This window comes from Acidithiobacillus sp., assembly GCF_027322205.1.
Taxonomy (GTDB): Bacteria; Pseudomonadota; Gammaproteobacteria; order Acidithiobacillales; family Acidithiobacillaceae; genus Acidithiobacillus.
The window spans coordinates 1-18,747 of sequence record NZ_DAHVHY010000043.1; the positions used below are offsets into that span (position 1 = coordinate 1).

Genomic DNA, 18,747 nt, shown 5'->3' on the forward strand with positions numbered 1-18,747 from the left:
CGGTTCGTCGGTTTCCTCGGTCAATGTGAGCTCGGCAGCTGGTGCGCAACAGGCTATTGGCATCATGGACCAGGCGATCAACTATCTGAACCAGCAGAACGGTGCTCTCGGTGCCATCCAAAACCGGATCCAGGCCTCGGTCGCCAACGACCAGACCACCGCGACCAATCTGCAGTCGGCGCAGTCGGTGGTGCAGGATGCGAATATCGCGCAGGCGACGTCGCAGATGACTAAGTACCAGATTCTGCAACAGGCCGGTATTTCCACCCTGGCGCAGGAAAACTCTTTGCAGCAGAGCTTTCTTAAGCTCATACCGTAAAAGTTAAAGGGCTTGGTGATTATCCTCCCGGCAAACGCCGGGAGGGGTTTCGCTTGGCGGAGGTGCCTCATGGATGCAACGCTTATTCGTAATGGTAATTCACCTAATCTGCAGACGGGGTTCGGAAACGGTGTCACAAATGTCGCGGGAAAGTCGCAGGAAACCGTGCAGTTGGCCACATCGGCTATGCCCAAAAGGGGTCAGGCATCCGCGGCAACTATCCAGAAAGTCTCGATGGAACAGTTGAATGCCGCGATTAAAAAGTTACAACAAAAAATACCGGCAAGTTCTTCGATAACCTTAGAAGCGGGTCTTGATCCGAATGGTAATCACCCCGGTCAGGTGTTGATCATGCTCAGTGATAAAGCGACCAAGCAAATATTTTTTAAATACTACGTGCCCGTGCAGCAAATATTAAAGAGCGCAGCAACGGCGGGTACCGTATCACCGGGCAGTTTGATGAGTGAAAAGGCCTGAGCGAAGTTAAAGCAGGCGGGGAGCAACGATCATGTCAGTATCATTGTCGGGTCTGGTCAGTGGGATTAACGTCCAGCAGCTGATCAGCAACCTCAGCGCGGCCTATCAGCAGCCGATTATGGTGCTGGAGAGTCAGCAGCAATCCTATCAGACGACGTTGAGCGCCTGGGGTACGTTGCAGAGCAGCTTGTCCAGTCTGCAGTCCTCCATGAGCAGTTTGCAAAACCTCAGTAGCGTCAATAACCGTAGTGTCAGTCTTTCCAATAATAATGCCGCAACAGCCACAGTGAGCGCCAATGCCGCTACCGGCAGTTATAGCCTCAGCAACATAGTGCTGGCGCAGTCACAGAGTATCTATTCCCAGGATTTCAGTAGTGCCAGCAGCGCTGCTGTGGGTACCGGGACCCTGCAGATACAGGTGGGCAGTGGGGCGGTAACGAATGTGGCCATCGGCTCCAGCAATAACACGCTGGACGGTATCGCGAGCGCTATCAACACGGCTAATACCGGCGTTAACGCGGCGGTGGTCTATGATGGCACCGGCTATCGACTGACCCTCACCGGGACTGGCACCGGGGCCAGCAGCGCTTTCAGTGTCACCACCAGTGGTGCGACGGGCAGCCTGGCGAATCTCAGTTATAGTTCCAGTAGTTCGGGCGGTTCGGGTATGACCCTCAGTCAGGCGGCGCAGAATGCCGGGGTAAGTATCAACGGACTGGCGGTGACCAGTTCCAGCAACACGATTTCTGGCGCCATTCCGGGGGTTTCCCTGAATTTGTTGCAGGCCAGCGGTTCCACCACGCTGCAGGTCAGCGCCAGCAATTCCGCTTTCGTCGGCGCGGTACAAAGCTTCACCACCGCCTTTAACAAGACCATGGGCACCATCAATCAGCTGACGGCTTACAATGCGCAAGCCGGTTCCGGCGGACCGCTGCTCGGCGATGCCTCGGTGCAGGGCTTGCGCACCCAGCTACTGAACCTGATCTCGGGGCAGGGGGTCGGGGTGGCCTCCGGCAGCGCTTATAACTCTTTGGGGAGCGTTGGGCTTGGCCTGACCAGCAGCGGTACCATCAGTCTCAACACCAGTACCCTCAGCACCGCACTCAACAGCGATTTCAACAGTGTCGCCGGCCTATTCGGGCAGGTGGGTAGCACCAGCAACGCCAACGTGCAGTATGTCGGCGCCGGTAGCAGTACGCAGGCGGGTACCTACGCCCTCAACGTCAGTCAGGTGGCGACCAAGGCCACGGTGTCGGGTAGCGCGGCGGTACCAACGAGCGGTATCGCCCAGAGTGAGAGCCTGACCATCAGTTCCGGCTCCAGTTCGGTGGTGGTGTCGCTGGCCTCCGGAAGCAGCCTCGCCACCATCGTCAACACCATCAATGACACGTTGCAGCAATCCGGGGTCACCGGACTCACCGCCAGTAACCAGAATGGCTATCTGGAGATTCAGTCCAATGCCTACGGCAGCGCGCAGAGTTTCAGCGTGGTCTCCAACGTGGCGGCGGGGGCCAGCGGGACGGGCATCGGTACCAGCAGTCTGGCGGCCTCCGGGACGGATGTGACAGGTACGGTCAATGCCGAGACCACCAGTGGCGTCGGTCAGAATCTGACGGTGACCGGCCCAGGAAACGCCTTGGGGTTGCAGTTGCAGGTAATGGGATCGACGACCGGCAACCTGGGCACGGTGACCGTGAGCCAGGGCCTCTATCAGCAGATGAACAGCCTGCTGACCCAAGCGCTCAGCAGTCAAAACGGTTTTGTGGCGGCGGCGCAGAACGGCATTGCCTCCTCCATCAATGGCCTCAGCGCGCAAATCACGACACTGCAACAATCGGCATCGAATCAGACCGCCCTGCTGACCCAGCAGTTCGCCGCGATGCAGTCGCAGCTTTCGCAGTTGCAGTCCATTGGCCAGTATCTCAATGCCTTTTACTCCACTGGTTCGAGCTCCAGCCCTACCAGTGGTTAATTCGAGGAGAATCACATCATGAGTGTAGCGACAACGGCTATGCAGGCCTATCGACAGGTGGGTAATCAGGGCCTGTCCAGCGACCGACTGGTCCTGCTCGGCCTTGACGGTATTCTCGAATATCTGCGGCGAGCGCGGCGGGCTATTGAAGAGGGCGATCTGACGACCAAAGCGCAATCCATGGACAAGGCCTATCAGCTCGCCGCCCACCTGCTTGCCAGCATCGATTTCGAGAACGGCGGCGAAATTGCGCAAAACCTCGACAGTCTTTACCGTTTCCTGTTAAATCAGTTGGCACAAGCCAATATTTTTGATGATCTGCAGGCACTGGATGCCTGCCGTCCGGTGGTGGAGGATTTGCGCGACGCTTGGCGGGGATTGCTGGAGCGCGCCTGACGCATAGTCCTTCCCGCCTCGGGAGGAACTATGACCGAACATGCTGTAGTGCTGCAGGGCCATTTGCCTCTGGCCTTGGGTGAGTGGCCCGGCGACGCGGGCGCCTGCAGTGCGTTGATGGCCGATAACCTCGCTTTGTTGCGCGCCCTGCTGGTGATGGATGATCATCCCGCCAGTAATGATGAAGAGGGGCACGAAGGGCTGAGCAATCTGGAGACCAAGGTGGATTTGCTGCTGCTCCTGGTTAGTGCGGGCATCAAGGGGCCGGGGCCGACGCCGCCCAGTTACGCGTGCATTCTGGGTTCCGCCGATCTGTATTGGGACTGTTCCGATCCCACCATTTTCCCTGCTGCACATAGCAAAACCTGCATCGCCCTGTTTTTACGGCCGCGCATCGCGATGCCTTTGCTTTTGCCAGGTACGATGCAGCCCATATCCGCGCCCGCAGGCACTAGTGATGCCCATTCCCGCTGCCATCTGCACTTTCATTTGGATAGCCGTGTGCAGGAATCACTGGATCGACTAATATTCCGTCATCATCGGCGTGCCGTGGCGCGCGTTAAAGATCAGCACCACCCAACGAATGAGTGATCGACCAGTTTATGTGCGCTGAAACAATCGAAAAAAACGTATCCGCTCCAGAAAGGCGAAATCTGTCGAGACCAGACTGTGGGTTGATAGGCAGCAGTCCTGCTCTGCAACGCATGACGGCGATGTTGGGGAAGGTGGCCCGGACCGAGAGTACGGTACTGATTCTCGGCGAATCAGGCACCGGCAAAGAGGTGATTGCGCAGTGCCTGCACCGTCATTCTTCGCGTCGGGACGGGCCTTTTGTGGCCATCAACTGTGGTGCAATCCCTGAGGCGCTCATGGAAAGTGAGCTTTTCGGCCATGAAAAGGGAGCTTTTACGGGAGCATTGGTGACCCGTAAGGGCCGCTTTGAACTGGCCCAGGGCGGCACCATTTTCCTGGATGAAATTGCCGAGATGAGCCCGCAGATGCAGGTAAAATTGCTGCGTGTTCTGCAAGAGCGACATTTTGAGCGGGTAGGGGGCTCACGCAGTTTTCAGGCTGATGTACGGGTGCTGGCAGCAACCCATCGCAATCTGGAAGAGCGTATTCGCGATGGTGCTTTCCGCGAGGACCTCTATTATCGCCTCAATATTTTTCCCGTGGAAGTGCCACCATTGCGTGATCGCAGCGGTGATGTTCACCTCCTGTTCCGGCATTTTCTGCAGCGCCTGGAAGAAGAGGGCCATGGGCCGGTAGTATTGTCGGAGGCTAGCCTTGCCGCGCTGGATGCTTATCCATGGCCGGGCAATGTCCGCGAATTACAGAATCTTGCGGAGCGCCTGGCCATCCTGCATGGTGGTGAGCGGATTGATGCTGCCGATTTGCCCGCGCGCTTTCGTGCCTGTGTTGAGGACATCGCGCAGGAAGAGCGGCAAAGTCTTGCCGCTATCTGGTCAGAGCCGATGGCCACCTTGCCCGACGAGCCTTTTGATCTCAAACAGCATCTGGAGGATATCGAAAAGGATTTGCTACTCCAGGCCATGACCGCCTGTGATCAGGTGGTGGCACGTGCCGCCCAGCGGCTGGGGTTGCGTCGCACCACGCTGGTCGAGAAGCTCAAAAAATATTCCCTGGCCAGCCTGCGGGAGTGCAGCAACTGATGGTGCCGGGCGAGCAGACTGGCCCGGATGCCGCCAGTTTGATGGAGGCTTTTTCGCTCTTTAATCAGGCTTCCAAAGAACTCACTGAAGCTTATGGTGCCCTCCAGCAGGAGGTGGAGCGGCTCAGCGCGGAGTTGGCCGACGCGAATACCCGTCTCCGCGAGGAATTGGCAGCAAAGGAACGGATGCGTGAACGCCTGGCCATGCTTTTGGAGATGCTGCCGGGGGCGGTACTGGTAGTAGACCATGTGTCCGTCATTATGGAGATGAATCTCGAGGCACGGCGTATTCTGGGCGCGGATCTGCGAGGTGCGGATTGGCGGCGGGTGCAGGCCCTGCACTCACAATCAGGGCCTCATGAATGGGTTCTGCAAGGTGCAACCGGCGCAGCGGGTCTGCGCGTGACGGTAGCGGTTAATGCCTTACCGGGGGAAGGGGGGCAGATCATTCTCTTGCAGGATGTAACTTCAGCAAGGGTCCTGGAAGAGGCGGCCCAGCGTCGTGAGCGTCTGGCGGCCATGGGCGAGACCATGGCCGGACTGGCCCATCAACTCCGTACACCGCTCTCCACAACACTCCTCTCGGTTTCGCAGATGACCTATGGACGCGGTGAAGAGCGCTTTCACAAGCAGCAACAGCGCGCCATGGAGCGTCTGCAGCACTTGGAAGCGACCATCGACGCCATGTTGCGTTTTTTGCGCGGCGCTGAACAAGATCACGGTGTGGTGGCAGTGGCGGAAATTCTGGCGGGTCTGGAGCAAGAATTTGATCTGCTCTTCCGTCAAAAAAATGTCGGTTTAAAAATACCGCCGGTACCGCCTGACTGGTTTTTGACGGGAAGCCGGGTTGCCTGGGTAAGCGTGCTGGCGAACCTGTTGCATAACGCCTTGTTCTACAGCCACCCTGCAAGTGCCGTGTTGCTCAGTGTGCACAGCAGCGGGGAAGGTGATCTGATCCTGACCATTAGTGATTCGGGACCGGGTATTGCAGAGAGTGATCGGCAAAAAGTATTTATGCCCTTTTATACCAGCCGTCGTGATGGCACCGGCCTAGGTCTGGCCATCACCCGTAATTTTGTGGCGTCCATGGGTGGAACGGTGGAAATTGAGGCGGCGGCCAATGGCGGAGCGTGTTTTGTTGTGCGACTCCCGCTCTGGCAACCACCGCAGCCGCTGTCTAGTGGGGCGATAATGCAGGAGAAGCTGTGATGGGTTGTTACCAAACGCGGATTTTACTGGTAGAAGATGACGATCACCTTGCCGAAGCTTTGCAAGAGGGGTTGGAGGATCATGATTATCGGGTGCAGCGTGCCGAAGATGGTGCGGCGGCATTGGTGGCGCTGGGTGCGGCCGCCTTTGATTTGATTCTGAGTGACGTGCAGATGCGGCCCATGGATGGTTATGCCATGCTCAAATCTTTGCGTGGGCGTCATGAAAGTCCGCCGGTACTTATGATGACGGCTTGGGGAACCATCGCGGAGGCTGTTCAGGCCCTGCAGAACGGCGCCGTGGATTACCTTGTTAAACCTTTTGCGATGGACGTTTTGCTGGACAAAATCCGTCAGCAGGTCCGTCGGCCGATCGGTCGCGGAAACAGTGGCCCTGTCGCAGAATCCGCAGCTATGCAGGTAACGCTGGAAATGGCGCGGCGGGTGGCCGCGACGGATGCGACTGTTCTGCTGACCGGCGAAAGTGGGGTCGGTAAGGAAGTGCTTGCCCGTTATGTCTATCAGCAAAGTAAGCGCAAAAGCGGACCCTTCGTCGCGGTAAACTGCGCTGCCATTCCCGATACCTTACTGGAGGCCACTTTGTTTGGCCATGAAAAAGGTGCATTTACCGGTGCCAGTCAGGCTAGTGCCGGGAAGTTTGAGCAGGCTCAGGGCGGCACGCTGCTGCTGGATGAAGTGACGGAGATGCCTCTTGCGCTGCAGGCCAAACTGTTGCGGGTCCTGCAAGAACGGGAGCTGGAGCGGGTCGGAGGCAAGCAGACCATTACCCTGGATATTCGGGTGATCGCGACCAGTAACCGCGATCTCAAGGCGATGGTGGCAGAGGGACATTTTCGTGAGGATCTCTATTATCGCTTGCAGGTTTTTCCCATCCTGGTTCCACCCTTACGGGAGCGGCAGGCAGATATTGCGCCTTTGGCGGAACATCTGCTGACGCAGCATTGTCAGCAGATGGGTTTGTCAGTAAAGCGGCTTGATCCCATCGCTCAGCAGGCGCTGCAGGTTTATTCATGGCCGGGCAATGTCCGCGAGTTGGAGAACGCCCTGCAGCGCGCGGCTATTCTGGCATTGGATGAAGAAATTCAGGTCGCTGAACTCGGTATTGGCGCAGCAGTGCCTGCTCTTCCCGCTGCGGAGCCGGAACTGTTCTGCTCCACAGAGAGGTCTGAAATGCCGGCTGCGGATGGTCTCATGCTGGATGATCTGCGTGCGCACCATGAACGGGAAGCCATCGCCCAGGCCCTCAGTCAAAGTCAGGGTTCGCGAACGCTGGCGGCGCAGCGCCTGGGGATCAGTCCGCGTACCCTGCGCCACAAATTGCAGCGCTTTCGCGAAGCCGGTCTGGAGCTGGGTTAATGATGGCGCGTATTTTGCTTGTTAAAACGCGACAATGGATAGAGCAGGTGCAGCCATGAGCAGTGTAGATTCGCTGGATTCCCTTTTGACGCAATTGCGGGTCCTTGCCGATCAGGCGCAAGGAATGAAGGTTTCGGCTCCGTCCACCGGCAGTGAGGGTGATTTTGCCAGTACTCTGAAAGGAATGGTGAACTCAGTGAATGACTTGCAGGCCAAATCCAGTGCGTTGCAATCGCAATTTTCCAGTGGGGATAAGTCGACGAGCCTCAGTCAGGTGATGGTGGCCTCGCAAAAAGCCGGTCTTTCTTTCCAGACGATGCTTCAGGTGCGCAATAAACTGGTATCTGCATATCAAGACATCATGAATATTCAAGCCTGATCAGGTGCGATTGACAGCGACCAAGGACTGACGCATGGCCACTGAAGCGGCAAGACCCACTACCCTCTCCGGGGGTGCTGCGGAAGCTCAGCGGCGCTGGCAGGAAATGACGCCTAATCGCCGTTTTACGGTGTTGGCGATCCTCGCTGCGGTGTTGGCTGTGTTGATTGTGGCCTTTATCTGGGATGGTAAACCACCGTATAAAGTCCTTTATACCAATCTCTCTAACCGGGATGGCGGTCAGGTTATTGCCGAGCTGCAAAAACTCAATATTCCCTACCAGATCAGCGATGGTGGTGCGGTTATTTCGGTGCCTGGCAGTGCTGTTTATGGAACCCGGATGAAGCTCGCCGCAGCAGGGCTGCCCAAGGGGGCGAGTGTTGGTTTCGCGTTGCTGGACCACGAACCCATGGGTACCAGCGAATTTGTTGAGCACATCAATTATCAGCGGGCGCTGGAAGGCTCTCTGGAGCGGACAATAGCCTCCCTCTCGGCAGTGGAAAGCGCTAAGGTGCATCTGGCGATCCCTAAGCCCTCCGTGTTTCTCAGTGAGCAGGAGAGTCCTACGGCATCAGTGATGCTGGAGCTTTATCCAGGGCGGGTACTAAGCGCCGCGCAAGTGGCAGGGGTCGTGCATCTGGTATCGGCCAGCGTACCCGGTCTGCTGGATAAGAATGTCACCGTGGTTGACCAGCACGGTGACTTGCTGAGCGCTCACACGAATGCCGACGCTGGTTTGCAGCCTTCGCAACTGGCCTATCAGCGTGAGGTTGATGATCAATATGAAAAGCGTATCCAGGAAATCCTGACACCTATCGTGGGGCACAATGGGGTGCGGGTGGCGGTTTCTGCGGACATTGATTTCGCCAAGAGTGAGAGTAGTTCAGTCAGCTATGGCAAGGGACAAATCCTCAGCCAGCAGACACATGTCACCAGTGGCACGGGTGGTTCTGGACCCTACGGCGTACCGGGCGCGTTGTCCAATCAACCCCCGGGGATGGCTATTGCACCGCTGGTGGCCTCGGTAGCCTCAGCGATGTCGCCTGCCGCGCTGGTTGCCATCGCGCCCACTCTCAAAATGCTGGCGCCGACCGAAAGTAGCGCTGATAACACGACAAACTATGATGTTGATAAAACCATCGTCCATACGGTGCAACCGGTGGGCAATGTCAAACACCTGTCAGTGGCGGTTCTGGTGGATGACCAGGTGACTGTGAGTAGCTTGGGCGCTGTCCATGCTAAACCCCTGACTGTCGCCCAACTGGCGCAGGTGCAGCAGTTGGTGGAAGACGCTATTGGGTACAGCGCTAAACGCGGTGATACGGTGAAAGTGGTTAACATGCCCTTTACTACGCAGTCAGCGGCAACCGCACTGCCCTGGTGGCAGCAATCCTGGTTCCTCGCCCTGATGAACAGTGGGTTACGTTACCTGGTACTGTTGTTTGTCGTTCTATTGCTCTATACAGGGGTGGTGCGACCCTTGCTGCGCCGCCGCATCCGGCAAGAGCCGGTAATGGATGCGGTGGGCGGCCGAGACGACGAAACGCCCCCTCCGGGGGCACAAGGCACGGCAAGTGCAGGGGCCGGCATGCCACGGGTAAGTCCTCCCGCTGGGGTCAACCATGAAACGGTGACATTGCCGACCAACCCGCTGGAAACTGATCTTTACGTGGCGCGGCAACTGGTCATGCAAGATCCGGCGCGTGCCGCGCAGGTGGTGAAGGAGTGGTTGGCCAATGACCGCGAATCGGGATCTTAACGGTATTGACCGTAGCGCGATTCTCCTCCTGAGTCTGGGGGAGGACGAGGCGGCAGAGGTGATGCGCCATCTGGGGCCTCGTGAAGTACAGAAACTGGGTGCAGCTATGGCGCGCATGTCCCATGTTTCCACCGATCAGGCGCAGACAGTATTGGCAGATTTTCGCTTGCGTCTGGAGCGGCAGACCTCCCTGGGGGTGGGCAGCGATCAGTATATCCGCAGCATGCTGACCAAGGCTCTGGGTGCCGATAAGGCGGGCACCCTCATCGATCGTATTCTCCATGGTGGTGACGCCAATGGTTTGGAGAATCTTAAATGGATGGATGCCCGATCCATTGCTGATCTGATCAAGCTTGAACATCCCCAGGTGCTGGCGATGATTTTGGCATACATGGAGCCGGAGCAAGCCGGCGAAGTGATTCATTATCTGCCGGAGCGGCTGGTCGGTGAGGCGATGATGCGCCTGGCGAGTCTGGAGACAGTGCAACCCGCCGCGATCCGCGAGCTCAATGAAATTCTGGAAGAGCAGTTGTCGGGAGAATCCCAGAGCTTGCAGGTGGCCAGCCTGGGTGGTCTGAAAGCGGCGGCGGATGTGCTTAATCGGCTGGAAACCAGTCTCTCCACGAGTATCCTTGACAAGATGCGGGAAAATGACGGCGAATTGGCGGAAAAGGTCCAGGAAAAGATGTTTGTCTTTGACGATCTCATCAAACTGGATGATCGCAGTCTGCAAGTATTGCTGCGGGAAATTCCGTCCGAAGGTTTCGTCGCTGCCCTCAAAGGTGCCAGTCCGGCGCTGCGTGAAAAATTCTTCGCCAACATGTCCAAACGTGCTGCAGAGATGATGCGGGATGACTTGGAGGCAAAGGGGCCGGTACGGGTGAGTGAGGTGGAGACTGCGCAAAAGGCAATTTTGCAGATTGCCACGCGCCTGGATGCGGCAGGACAGATCAGTCTGGGTGCCGGTAATAGCGAGGCTATGCTGTGAGAGCCGGGGAAGACGCATGAAATTGTCACAGGAAGTGATTTCCCGCGATGCGATTGTCAATCTGCAGCGCTGGCAGTTGCCGGATATGACGGTTGTCGCAGCGCAGGCGCTGGTACCGGCAGAAGAAGTCATTTCTCCGCAACGAGTGGCCTTACCCACCGCTGAGCAACTGCAGGCGATCTATGCACAGGCTGAACAGGAAGGTCAGCAAGAGGGGCGGCAGGCCGGATATGCAGCGGGTTATGCCGCGGGCGCGGCGGCAGCGTTTGCCGAACGTCAAGCACTACAACAGTTATTGGAGCACTTTAACGCGCCACTGGATGCACTGGATATCCGTGTCGAACAGTCCTTGCTGGCCCTGGCGCTGGAGATCGCCCGACAGGTGATCCGCCACGAACTGCGGAGCCAGCCGGAATTGTTGTTGCCCTTGTTGCGTGAGGCACTGCGGGTCGTGCCGGTATGGAGTGCGCAGCCGAGCATCCGCATGCATCCCGATGATCTGGCCATGGTAGAACGCCTGATGCCGGAACTGAGGGAGCATGGTGTAGTGTTGAGGGGCGATACGGACCTGGAACGCGGTGGCGTATTGCTAACGGCCCATCTGGACGGCGACACCGCGCGTCCTGATCGTCGTTGGCAGGGGCGCGACATGGATCATGCCGCGACGCAGTTGGATTTGCGTTTAGAGACTCGCTGGCGGGAAACCCTGGATCAGCTGTTCGGTGAGTTGGCGACATGACGCTGGCCTTTGCCGATCGCCAGGGCGCTTGGGGCGACTATCTCCGGGATATGCACATGCGTCTGCCGCAGCAGCCGTTATCTCTATTACCCAGCGGACGTCTGGTGCGGATGGTGGGGCTGGTGCTGGAGGCCGAAGGGTTTGATGCCAGCATTGGTACCCGCTGCCGTGTGGATGCCGCCCAGCAGCGGGGTATTGATGCCGAAGTGGTAGGTTTTCAGAATGGACGCCTGCAGTTAATGGCTGCAGGCGACTTGCACGGAGTGGCCCCGGGCGCCAGAGTGCAACCGTTGTCGGGAGAAGCTCAGGCGGGGGTGAGCCCGTATATGCTGGGCCGGATCATTGACGGACAAGGCCATGTGCTGGATGGCGGTGGCCCCATTCTGGGTCAGACACGGGTACCCTTATTGGGAACGGCTATCAACCCGATGCAGCGTGCCCCGGTCCGGATGCCCCTGGATGTGGGGGTGCGCAGCATCAACGCCTTGTTTGCCATCGGCCGAGGCGCACGAATGGGGCTATTTGCCGGCAGTGGCGTTGGCAAAAGCGTGCTGCTGGGGATGATGGCGCGCAATACCAATGCCGACATCATCGTGGTTGGGTTGATTGGTGAGCGTGGCCGTGAGGTGAAGGAGTTCATTGAGGATATTCTCGGTGAGGCAGGTCTGCGCCGGGCCGTGGTGGTGGCGGCGCCAGCTGACGTCCCCGCGTTGACTCGTATCCGGGGTGCCCATCTGGCAACCGCTATTGCCGAATACTATCGCAGTCAGGGCCAGCATGTGTTGTTGCTCATGGATTCATTGACCCGTTATGCTATGGCACAGCGGGAAATTGCTCTGGCTGTAGGTGAACCGCCAGCCGTGCGTGGCTATCCACCCTCGGTGTTTGCGCGTTTGCCGGCTTTGGTGGAGCGTGCCGGCAATGGTCCGGACGGTGGCGGTAGTATTACAGCATTTTACACAGTGCTCATGGAGGGCGATGATCAGCAAGACCCGATTGCCGATAGCGCACGGGCGGTGCTCGACGGACATCTGGTATTATCTCGCAGCCTCGCTGAACAGGGGCAGTATCCTGCGATTGATCTGGAAGCCTCTATCAGCCGGGTGATGCCGAATATTGTGCCGCCACTGCAGTTGAGTCGCTTGCACTTGCTCAAACGCCTCTACAGTCGCTATCGCGACCAGCAGGATTTTATTGCGGTTGGTGCCTATACGCCAGGCATGGAACCGCTGCTCGACCAGGCCATACGCGCTTATCCGGGGATAGTGGCTTTCCTGCGTCAGGATCAGCGGGAGTCCGTTTCCCTTGGAGCCAGTCAGGAACAACTCGCAGTGGTCATGTCCCCCTATATGGACGAAGCTTTCGGCAGTACCCCGGATTAAAAAATATGAGCCGCCAAGACACGCTCCTCTACCTCCGTGAAGATGCAGATAAACGGCAAAAAGAGCTGGCCCTGACGCTGGGCAGGCAGCGCGCGCTGCTCCGTGAAGTGCAGAATAAGCTTCAGTTGCTGGAGAATTATCTGGCACAGTATCGGGAGCAGGCTGCTGCTGCCGAATGCGTCGGCATTCTCAGCACACAGGCTATGGAGATGCGTAATTTTATCGCGCAACTCGAACAAGTGCTCAGGCTGCAACGGGAGAACCTTCAGCACCAAGAGCAGCAGGTAAACTGTCTGCAAAGGGAGTGGGTGGCTGCCCGGGGACGGGAGAAAGGCTTGGCAATGCTTGCTCAGCGTCTGGAAATGGAGCAGCGCCAACTGGAATTGCGGAAAATACAAAAAGAACTGGATGATTGGGCGACGCGATCACCCGTGTTGCGCATGTTTCGTTAGCGGTGGCTTAAATTTTTGGTATGTTTTTTGCTGAGAATAGTGCAGAACTCCCTCTGAGGAAGTACCGGTATGGCCGCAGAAATCATGAGTGCATCGGTTACTCCCCTTACGCCCAGCGCTACGGTCGGTGTATCGACTGGCGGGCAGAATATCCAGAACAAAGGAGACCCCCTTGGTTTTGCTCAAGTGATGGCCGGTCAGCAGACCGTGCAGGCAACTGCCTCCGCCACTGGTTCCACTCACGCGCCGACGAAGCCCCAGGGGAAAGAGCCCGATTCGGCGACAAAAAAGCCGTCTGATACGTCTCTTCATAAAGATCAGCTTGCAGCAAAGGATGGCAATACCTTGCCGCCCCTCCTACCCGTCGGGATACAACCTGTTGCGCTAGAGCCACTAAGTACTACTGTTGTGAAAGCGGGTAAACCGGACGTGGTCAACATGCAAAAAGATAAAAAGGCGGGCACGGATATGGCGAACAATACTGTTCCGCTATTCCCTGCGAGTACGACAGACGCTGCAGAACCGCTGACTATAGGAACTGCCGTAGCGCAAGGGTCCGGCATTACGCCCCCAAGTATTCTGGCGGCTAATGCATCAAAAACAACTGACGCCCGTAATTCAAAGAGCAACATAATACCGCAAGCGCCACTGAATACGTTGCCGACGCTGGTGGGTAACAGCGCCGATGCCCACGCGCCGCACCCCTTGCTGGTGCAGGCGGCAGAAGCCATCGCAGTTCAAAATAATGCAACAAGTGCATGGATGACATCGCTCACCAAAAGTCCTGATTTGAACAGCGTCGGCCATCCCGGCGCTGCCCTGCCCAATATGACCGTTTTAGGCGGGGTGGCTCCAACTGCGGCACCCATCCCTGCAGTGGCCGTGGTCGCGCCGCCTGTGGGCAGTAATCCGCAATGGGGACAGGCGCTGGGGCAGCAAGTCCAGTTTTTGCTGGGGCAGGGCGTGCAGCAAGCTACATTGCATCTTAACCCGCCACATCTGGGACCCCTGGAAGTGCATCTGGATATTCAGCAGAATGGTCAGACCAATGCCTTTTTCAGTTCGGCGCACCCGGAGGTGCTGGAGGCCATTTCCACCGCCATCCCGCAACTGCAGGCGAGTTTTGCTGCAGCGGGTATGAGCCTGACGCAGACCAGCGTGAGTGCCGATAGTGGAGGACGGCCTTTTGCCCGGGGCAAATCCACGACATCTCCCCGTATTGCAGCGCTGGATGAGGCGGGAGCGCATAATATGTTGCCCGTGGCGGTACGGATGCAGTTGGGGTTGGTGAATACCTTTGCATGATTCTTGCAAAGCAGTGCCGCTAACGATACGGTGACCCCATGGCCCAGGATATTCTTTCTCAGGATGAAGTGGACGCCCTTTTCAAGGGGATGGCAGGTGGCGACGTCGTTACGGAGCCGGAACCCGAGCCCGGGGGAGTGAGGGCTTATGACCTCGCCAATCAGGATCGTATTGTGCGCGGACGCATGCCCACCCTGGAGGTGGTCAACGAACGCTTTGCCCGTTTGTGGCGGGTCAGTCTCTTCAACTTTTTGCGGCGCACGGCAGAAATATCGGTTGGTCCGGTACGACTGATCAAATACAGCGAGTTCATCCGTAATTTGGTCGTGCCCAGCAATATCAATATGGTGCAAATTAAGCCGTTGCGCGGGACAGCCTTGTTCGTCTTTGATCCCCGCCTGATTTTCGCGGTGGTAGATAATTATTTCGGAGGTGACGGACGCTTCCATTCGCGCATTGAGGGTCGCGAGTTCACTCCGCTGGAACAACGTATCATCAAACGGCTGCTGGATCTGGCGTTCAAGGATTTTAAGGCAGCCTGGGCGCCGGTGGCTTCACTGAACCCGGAGTTGACACGTTCCGAAGTCAATCCACAGTTTGTCAGCATTGCGACGCCGACGGAAGTGGTGATCACCTCTACTTTCACCGTGGAGCTGGAATCCGGAAGCGGCACCTTTCACATCTGCCTTCCTTATGGCATGGTCGAGCCGGTGCGTGATCAGCTTACGGCCGGGACGATGGCGGACCGTTCCGAGGTAGACCGCCGCTGGGTCCAGTCGCTGCAGGACGAAATGCAGGAGGCCAAACTGGAGATAGAGGCGCAGTTTGTGCAGATGCACCTGACGCTGCGGCAGTTGCTGGCGTTGCGCGATGGCGATGTGATCCCCATCGAGATGCCGGAAAAGGTGATCACGCAAATAGATGGTATCCCTGTGTTTTCAGGATGTTATGGGATGTCTAACGGCAAATATGCCGTTCAGGTGATAGAGCATCTCTGTCCCGAAATCGAAGCAGGACAAGCCGCGATGGCGGCATTGGAGAGTTGAACCATGGCGGAAGAACAAAAACCAGCAGACGCAGAACCTGCGGTGGATAATAGCGCAGCCGATGATATTATGGCGGACTGGGCAGCAGCCATGGCGGAGCAGGACGAAGCCAGCAGCGCTCCTGATCCTGTGGCGGATGACCGGCCAGCGCCCAGCGAAACATCAGCTAAGGCCATGCCTGCGCCGATTCCTGAGTTGCACGCTGCTACTGCAGCCAGCCAGGGCACCCAGGCGCAGAATCTGGACATGATTCTCGACATCCCAGTAACGCTCTCGGTAGAACTGGGACGTACCAAAATTCAGATTCGCAATCTCTTGCAGTTGGCACAAGGCTCGGTGGTCGAACTGGAGCGCCTCGCCGGTGAACCGATGGACGTATTGGTGAACGGCTATCTGATTGCGCAGGGTGAAGTCGTGCTGGTAAATGATAAATTTGGCATTCGCCTTACGGATATTGTGAGCCCCGCCGAACGGGCCAAGAAACTCCGTTGAGCAACATTTTTATGCCTGGTCTGAGTGTCAAAGTTACCTCCATGGGAGCGTCAAAAATCCGACTGACCGGTGTGTTCCTGGCTCTGTGGAGCCCGACCATCTGGGCGGATACAAGTACCGGCATGGGGCCGGAGAGTGTCTTCTCCTGGTCTGCCATTCTCCAATTGTTTTCCGCTCTGATACTGGTTCTCCTCCTGTTTTTCGGCGTGATCTGGTTGCTGAAGCATCTACAGCCCGGGCTGGCCAGCGGTCAGCTTGGGGGCATGCGAGTGGTGTCGTCACTACCGCTGGGTACGCGGGAACGCCTTTTGCTAGTACAGGTGGGAGAGCAGCAGTTGCTTCTTGGTGTGACACCGGCAGGGATTACCCTGTTGCACACTTTGGAAACAGTGCTGCCGGACACCACCAGCAATGCACCGGCGGCTTTTGCCGGTTGGTTGCGCAGCGCGATGGAGAGGCGCAAGCAAGGGCCATGGAACCAATTCAGCAAACCCCCCGGTGGGGACCCTGCAGCGCCACCACCCGCTTCCGGATTGCCACCCTCGGTCTGATCGGCCTGAGTATTCCGGGGGTCGCCCTTGCGGGTGGCCTGCCTGCTTTTACCACCAGCCCCGCAGTAGGCGGTGGTACCGAATACAGTCTCAGCATCCAGACACTGATTTTCATGACGGCGCTGGTCTTCCTGCCCGCCATGCTCTTGATGATGACCGCCTTCACTCGAATCATCATCGTTCTTTCTTTGCTCAAGCAGGCCCTGGGTTCGACCCAGATGCCGCCCAGTCAGATCATCGTCGGTCTGTCGCTCTTTTTGACCTTTTTCGTCATGGCGCCGGTGTTTCAGAAGCTCAACACCGACGCCCTGCAACCCCTCACCCAGAACCAGATCAATATTACCCAGGCCATGTCCAGAGCCGAAGGGCCATTGCGTACCTTCATGCTTTCCCAGACCCGACCTGACGATCTTGCGCTTTTCGTGAGGCTCTCCGGGCATCCGCAACTGCAGGCCCCGGCGGATACCCCGATGACCTTGCTCATTCCGGCCTTTGTCACCTCGGAGTTGAAGACCGGTTTTCAGATTGGCTTCCTGATCTTCATCCCCTTTGTGATTATTGATCTCGTGGTCGCTGCCGTGCTGATGTCCATGGGTATGATGATGTTATCGCCGGTGACGGTGTCTTTTCCTTTCAAGTTGATGCTTTTCGTGCTGGTGAACGGCTGGGATCTGGTTATCGGTTCGCTGGTACAGAGTTTTATTCACTAAGGTATGCACCCATGACTCCTGAGAGCATTGTTACGGTTGGTCAGCAAGCTATGTGGACCACTTTCCTGTTATCTGCCCCGCTGCTGGGGGTTGCGCTGCTCGTCGGTGTGCTGGTGAGTGTTTTCCAGGCCGCCACCCAGATCAACGAAATGACTTTAAGTTTTGTACCCAAGGTGCTCGCCATGGGATTGGTACTGGCAATCGCCGGTCCGTGGATGCTGCATCTGATCATGGATTTTACGATTCGTTTATTTCATGATATCCCACACCTGATCAACCAATGATTGACTTTACAACCCTGCAACTGGAGCACTGGATCGGTCTGGTCTTCTGGCCTTTTATCCGTATCCTGGCACTGCTGTCTGCGGCACCGGTATTCAGTGCCACGCAAGTACCGATTCAGGTACGGGTAGGGCTGGCACTACTGATCAGCGTGGCCATAGCCCCCGCCTTGCCACCCATGCCCGCAGTACATTTTTTATCGGGTGAGGGCTTCATATTGCTGATCCAGCAAATTCTCATCGGTACGGCGCTGGGCTTTGCCGTGACCGTGATTTTTAGTGCCATACAATTTGCGGGTTCCGTCATCAGCCTGCAGATGGGTCTGGGCTTCAGCAGTTTTTTCGATCCGACAACCGGTGTACAGGTGCCAACGCTGTCAAACTTTCTCAATCTGCTCGTGTTGCTGCTCTTCATGGCGATGAACGGGCAGTTACTGGTGCTGGCGACGCTCATGCGCAGTTTTACCTTACTGCCGGTTACCGCGACGCTCAGTCTCAACCCTTCGGCCTGGCATTTTCTGGTGGAGGAGGGGGCTATCATCTTTTCCCTGGGCCTCGCTATTTCGGCACCCGTATTAGGCACGCTGGTATTGGTGAATATTGCTTTAGGCGTATTGGGTAAGTTGGCGCCACAGCTCAATATTTTTGTGATTGGTTTTCCTATTCTGCTGGGACTCGGCATCCTCGCCCTGGATGTGTTTATGCCGGCAATGACCATGATCGTCCGGCATCTGCTCAACCTGTCTATGGACACCGCCGGGCAGGCGATGTTCTTGGCAGCACGACCATGAATTCCCGGCGGAGGACATAACGGGCCATGGCCGAAGACAATGCTCAGGAACGCACTGAAGCGGCGACCCCTAAACACCGCGACGACGCCCGCAAGAAGGGTCAGGTCGCGCGCTCCAGGGAGTTGTCTACCAGTGCCCTCCTGATTGTTTCGGCCAGCTTGTTTTTCGGATTTGCAGACATCATTTATCAAAGCATTGCGGGATTTCTTTATGCTGGCTTACATCTTTCTACGCAGGTAATGACCGATCCGCAGGATATGCTCCGTCATTTCGCCGCTATGTGCTGGGCAACCGCCCAATTGATAGTGCCGTTTTTTATTATCCTGATGGCGGCCGTGATAGCTTCCGGCCTGCTGGTGGGCGGTTGGGTGTTCAGTCTCCAGTCGATGGCGCCAGATTTTACGCGTATGGATCCCATCAGCGGCCTGCAAAAAATAGTTTCCAAACATGG

General features: G+C 57.1%; 22 protein-coding genes. All 22 read left to right on the forward strand.

Annotation, left to right across the window (positions count from 1 at the left end; all coding sequences use genetic code 11):
- The coding region (locus M7F93_RS07770) for a flagellin (protein ID WP_298171537.1) at window positions 1–319 on the forward strand (319 nt) is incomplete at its 5' end.
- 69 nt (window positions 320–388) lie between these two features.
- Window positions 389–796: a hypothetical protein gene (locus tag M7F93_RS07775; protein WP_298171539.1), complete on the forward strand. Its 408-nt coding sequence runs from the start codon at window positions 389–391 to the stop codon at window positions 794–796.
- 31 nt (window positions 797–827) lie between these two features.
- Entirely contained in the window at window positions 828–2,768 is a 1,941-nt protein-coding gene (fliD, locus tag M7F93_RS07780) for a flagellar filament capping protein FliD (RefSeq protein WP_298171541.1), read from the forward strand.
- 18 nt (window positions 2,769–2,786) lie between these two features.
- The gene (gene fliS, locus M7F93_RS07785; protein WP_298171544.1) at window positions 2,787–3,164 is read left to right on the forward strand and encodes a flagellar export chaperone FliS; all 378 of its coding nucleotides are present in this window, start codon (window positions 2,787–2,789) and stop codon (window positions 3,162–3,164) included.
- Window positions 3,165–3,194: 30 nt separating this feature from the next.
- Complete coding sequence (locus M7F93_RS07790) at window positions 3,195–3,755, forward strand: PilZ domain-containing protein (RefSeq protein ID WP_298171546.1); 561 nt, start codon at window positions 3,195–3,197, stop codon at window positions 3,753–3,755.
- A gap of 11 nt (window positions 3,756–3,766) precedes the next feature.
- Window positions 3,767–4,837, forward strand: coding sequence for a sigma-54 interaction domain-containing protein (locus tag M7F93_RS07795; protein ID WP_298171548.1), 1,071 nt, complete (start codon window positions 3,767–3,769; stop codon window positions 4,835–4,837).
- Entirely contained in the window at window positions 4,837–6,045 is a 1,209-nt protein-coding gene (locus M7F93_RS07800) for a sensor histidine kinase (protein WP_298171550.1), read from the forward strand. Before M7F93_RS07795 ends, M7F93_RS07800 begins: the two co-directional genes overlap by 1 nt.
- On the forward strand, window positions 6,045–7,421 hold the full coding sequence (locus tag M7F93_RS07805; protein ID WP_298171552.1) for a sigma-54-dependent transcriptional regulator: 1,377 nt from the start codon (window positions 6,045–6,047) through the stop codon (window positions 7,419–7,421). The genes M7F93_RS07800 and M7F93_RS07805 overlap by 1 nt, the downstream gene beginning before the upstream one ends.
- A gap of 55 nt (window positions 7,422–7,476) precedes the next feature.
- A complete protein-coding gene (gene fliE / locus M7F93_RS07810; protein ID WP_298171585.1) occupies window positions 7,477–7,800 on the forward strand; it encodes a flagellar hook-basal body complex protein FliE in 324 nt (107 codons plus the stop codon).
- 34 nt (window positions 7,801–7,834) lie between these two features.
- Entirely contained in the window at window positions 7,835–9,559 is a 1,725-nt protein-coding gene (gene fliF / locus M7F93_RS07815) for a flagellar basal-body MS-ring/collar protein FliF (protein ID WP_298171556.1), read from the forward strand.
- Complete coding sequence (fliG, locus tag M7F93_RS07820; protein WP_298171559.1) at window positions 9,537–10,547, forward strand: flagellar motor switch protein FliG; 1,011 nt, start codon at window positions 9,537–9,539, stop codon at window positions 10,545–10,547. The genes fliF and fliG overlap by 23 nt, the downstream gene beginning before the upstream one ends.
- Before the next feature lie 16 nt (window positions 10,548–10,563).
- A complete protein-coding gene (locus M7F93_RS07825; protein ID WP_298171561.1) occupies window positions 10,564–11,286 on the forward strand; it encodes a FliH/SctL family protein in 723 nt (240 codons plus the stop codon).
- Window positions 11,283–12,668: a FliI/YscN family ATPase gene (locus M7F93_RS07830; protein WP_298171563.1), complete on the forward strand. Its 1,386-nt coding sequence runs from the start codon at window positions 11,283–11,285 to the stop codon at window positions 12,666–12,668. The genes M7F93_RS07825 and M7F93_RS07830 overlap by 4 nt, the downstream gene beginning before the upstream one ends.
- A gap of 5 nt (window positions 12,669–12,673) precedes the next feature.
- Window positions 12,674–13,120 (forward strand): flagellar export protein FliJ, encoded by a 447-nt coding sequence (gene fliJ, locus M7F93_RS07835; protein ID WP_298171565.1) that lies wholly within the window; start codon window positions 12,674–12,676, stop codon window positions 13,118–13,120.
- A gap of 69 nt (window positions 13,121–13,189) precedes the next feature.
- Window positions 13,190–14,425: a flagellar hook-length control protein FliK gene (locus tag M7F93_RS07840; RefSeq protein WP_298171567.1), complete on the forward strand. Its 1,236-nt coding sequence runs from the start codon at window positions 13,190–13,192 to the stop codon at window positions 14,423–14,425.
- A gap of 38 nt (window positions 14,426–14,463) precedes the next feature.
- Window positions 14,464–15,471: a flagellar motor switch protein FliM gene (gene fliM, locus M7F93_RS07845; protein WP_298171568.1), complete on the forward strand. Its 1,008-nt coding sequence runs from the start codon at window positions 14,464–14,466 to the stop codon at window positions 15,469–15,471.
- A gap of 3 nt (window positions 15,472–15,474) precedes the next feature.
- Window positions 15,475–15,963, forward strand: coding sequence for a flagellar motor switch protein FliN (gene fliN, locus M7F93_RS07850; protein ID WP_298171570.1), 489 nt, complete (start codon window positions 15,475–15,477; stop codon window positions 15,961–15,963).
- Between the two features lie 11 nt (window positions 15,964–15,974).
- Window positions 15,975–16,514, forward strand: a complete 540-nt coding sequence (gene fliO / locus M7F93_RS07855; protein ID WP_298171572.1) for a flagellar biosynthetic protein FliO — start codon at window positions 15,975–15,977, stop codon at window positions 16,512–16,514.
- Window positions 16,436–17,224 (forward strand): flagellar type III secretion system pore protein FliP, encoded by a 789-nt coding sequence (fliP, locus tag M7F93_RS07860; protein ID WP_298171574.1) that lies wholly within the window; start codon window positions 16,436–16,438, stop codon window positions 17,222–17,224. Before fliO ends, fliP begins: the two co-directional genes overlap by 79 nt.
- A gap of 11 nt (window positions 17,225–17,235) precedes the next feature.
- Window positions 17,236–17,508 (forward strand): flagellar biosynthesis protein FliQ, encoded by a 273-nt coding sequence (gene fliQ / locus M7F93_RS07865; RefSeq protein ID WP_298171576.1) that lies wholly within the window; start codon window positions 17,236–17,238, stop codon window positions 17,506–17,508.
- Window positions 17,505–18,296 (forward strand): flagellar biosynthetic protein FliR, encoded by a 792-nt coding sequence (gene fliR / locus M7F93_RS07870; protein WP_298171579.1) that lies wholly within the window; start codon window positions 17,505–17,507, stop codon window positions 18,294–18,296. Before fliQ ends, fliR begins: the two co-directional genes overlap by 4 nt.
- A 26-nt stretch (window positions 18,297–18,322) precedes the next feature.
- On the forward strand, window positions 18,323–18,747 hold a 425-nt coding region (locus tag M7F93_RS07875; RefSeq protein ID WP_298171582.1), incomplete at its 3' end, for an EscU/YscU/HrcU family type III secretion system export apparatus switch protein.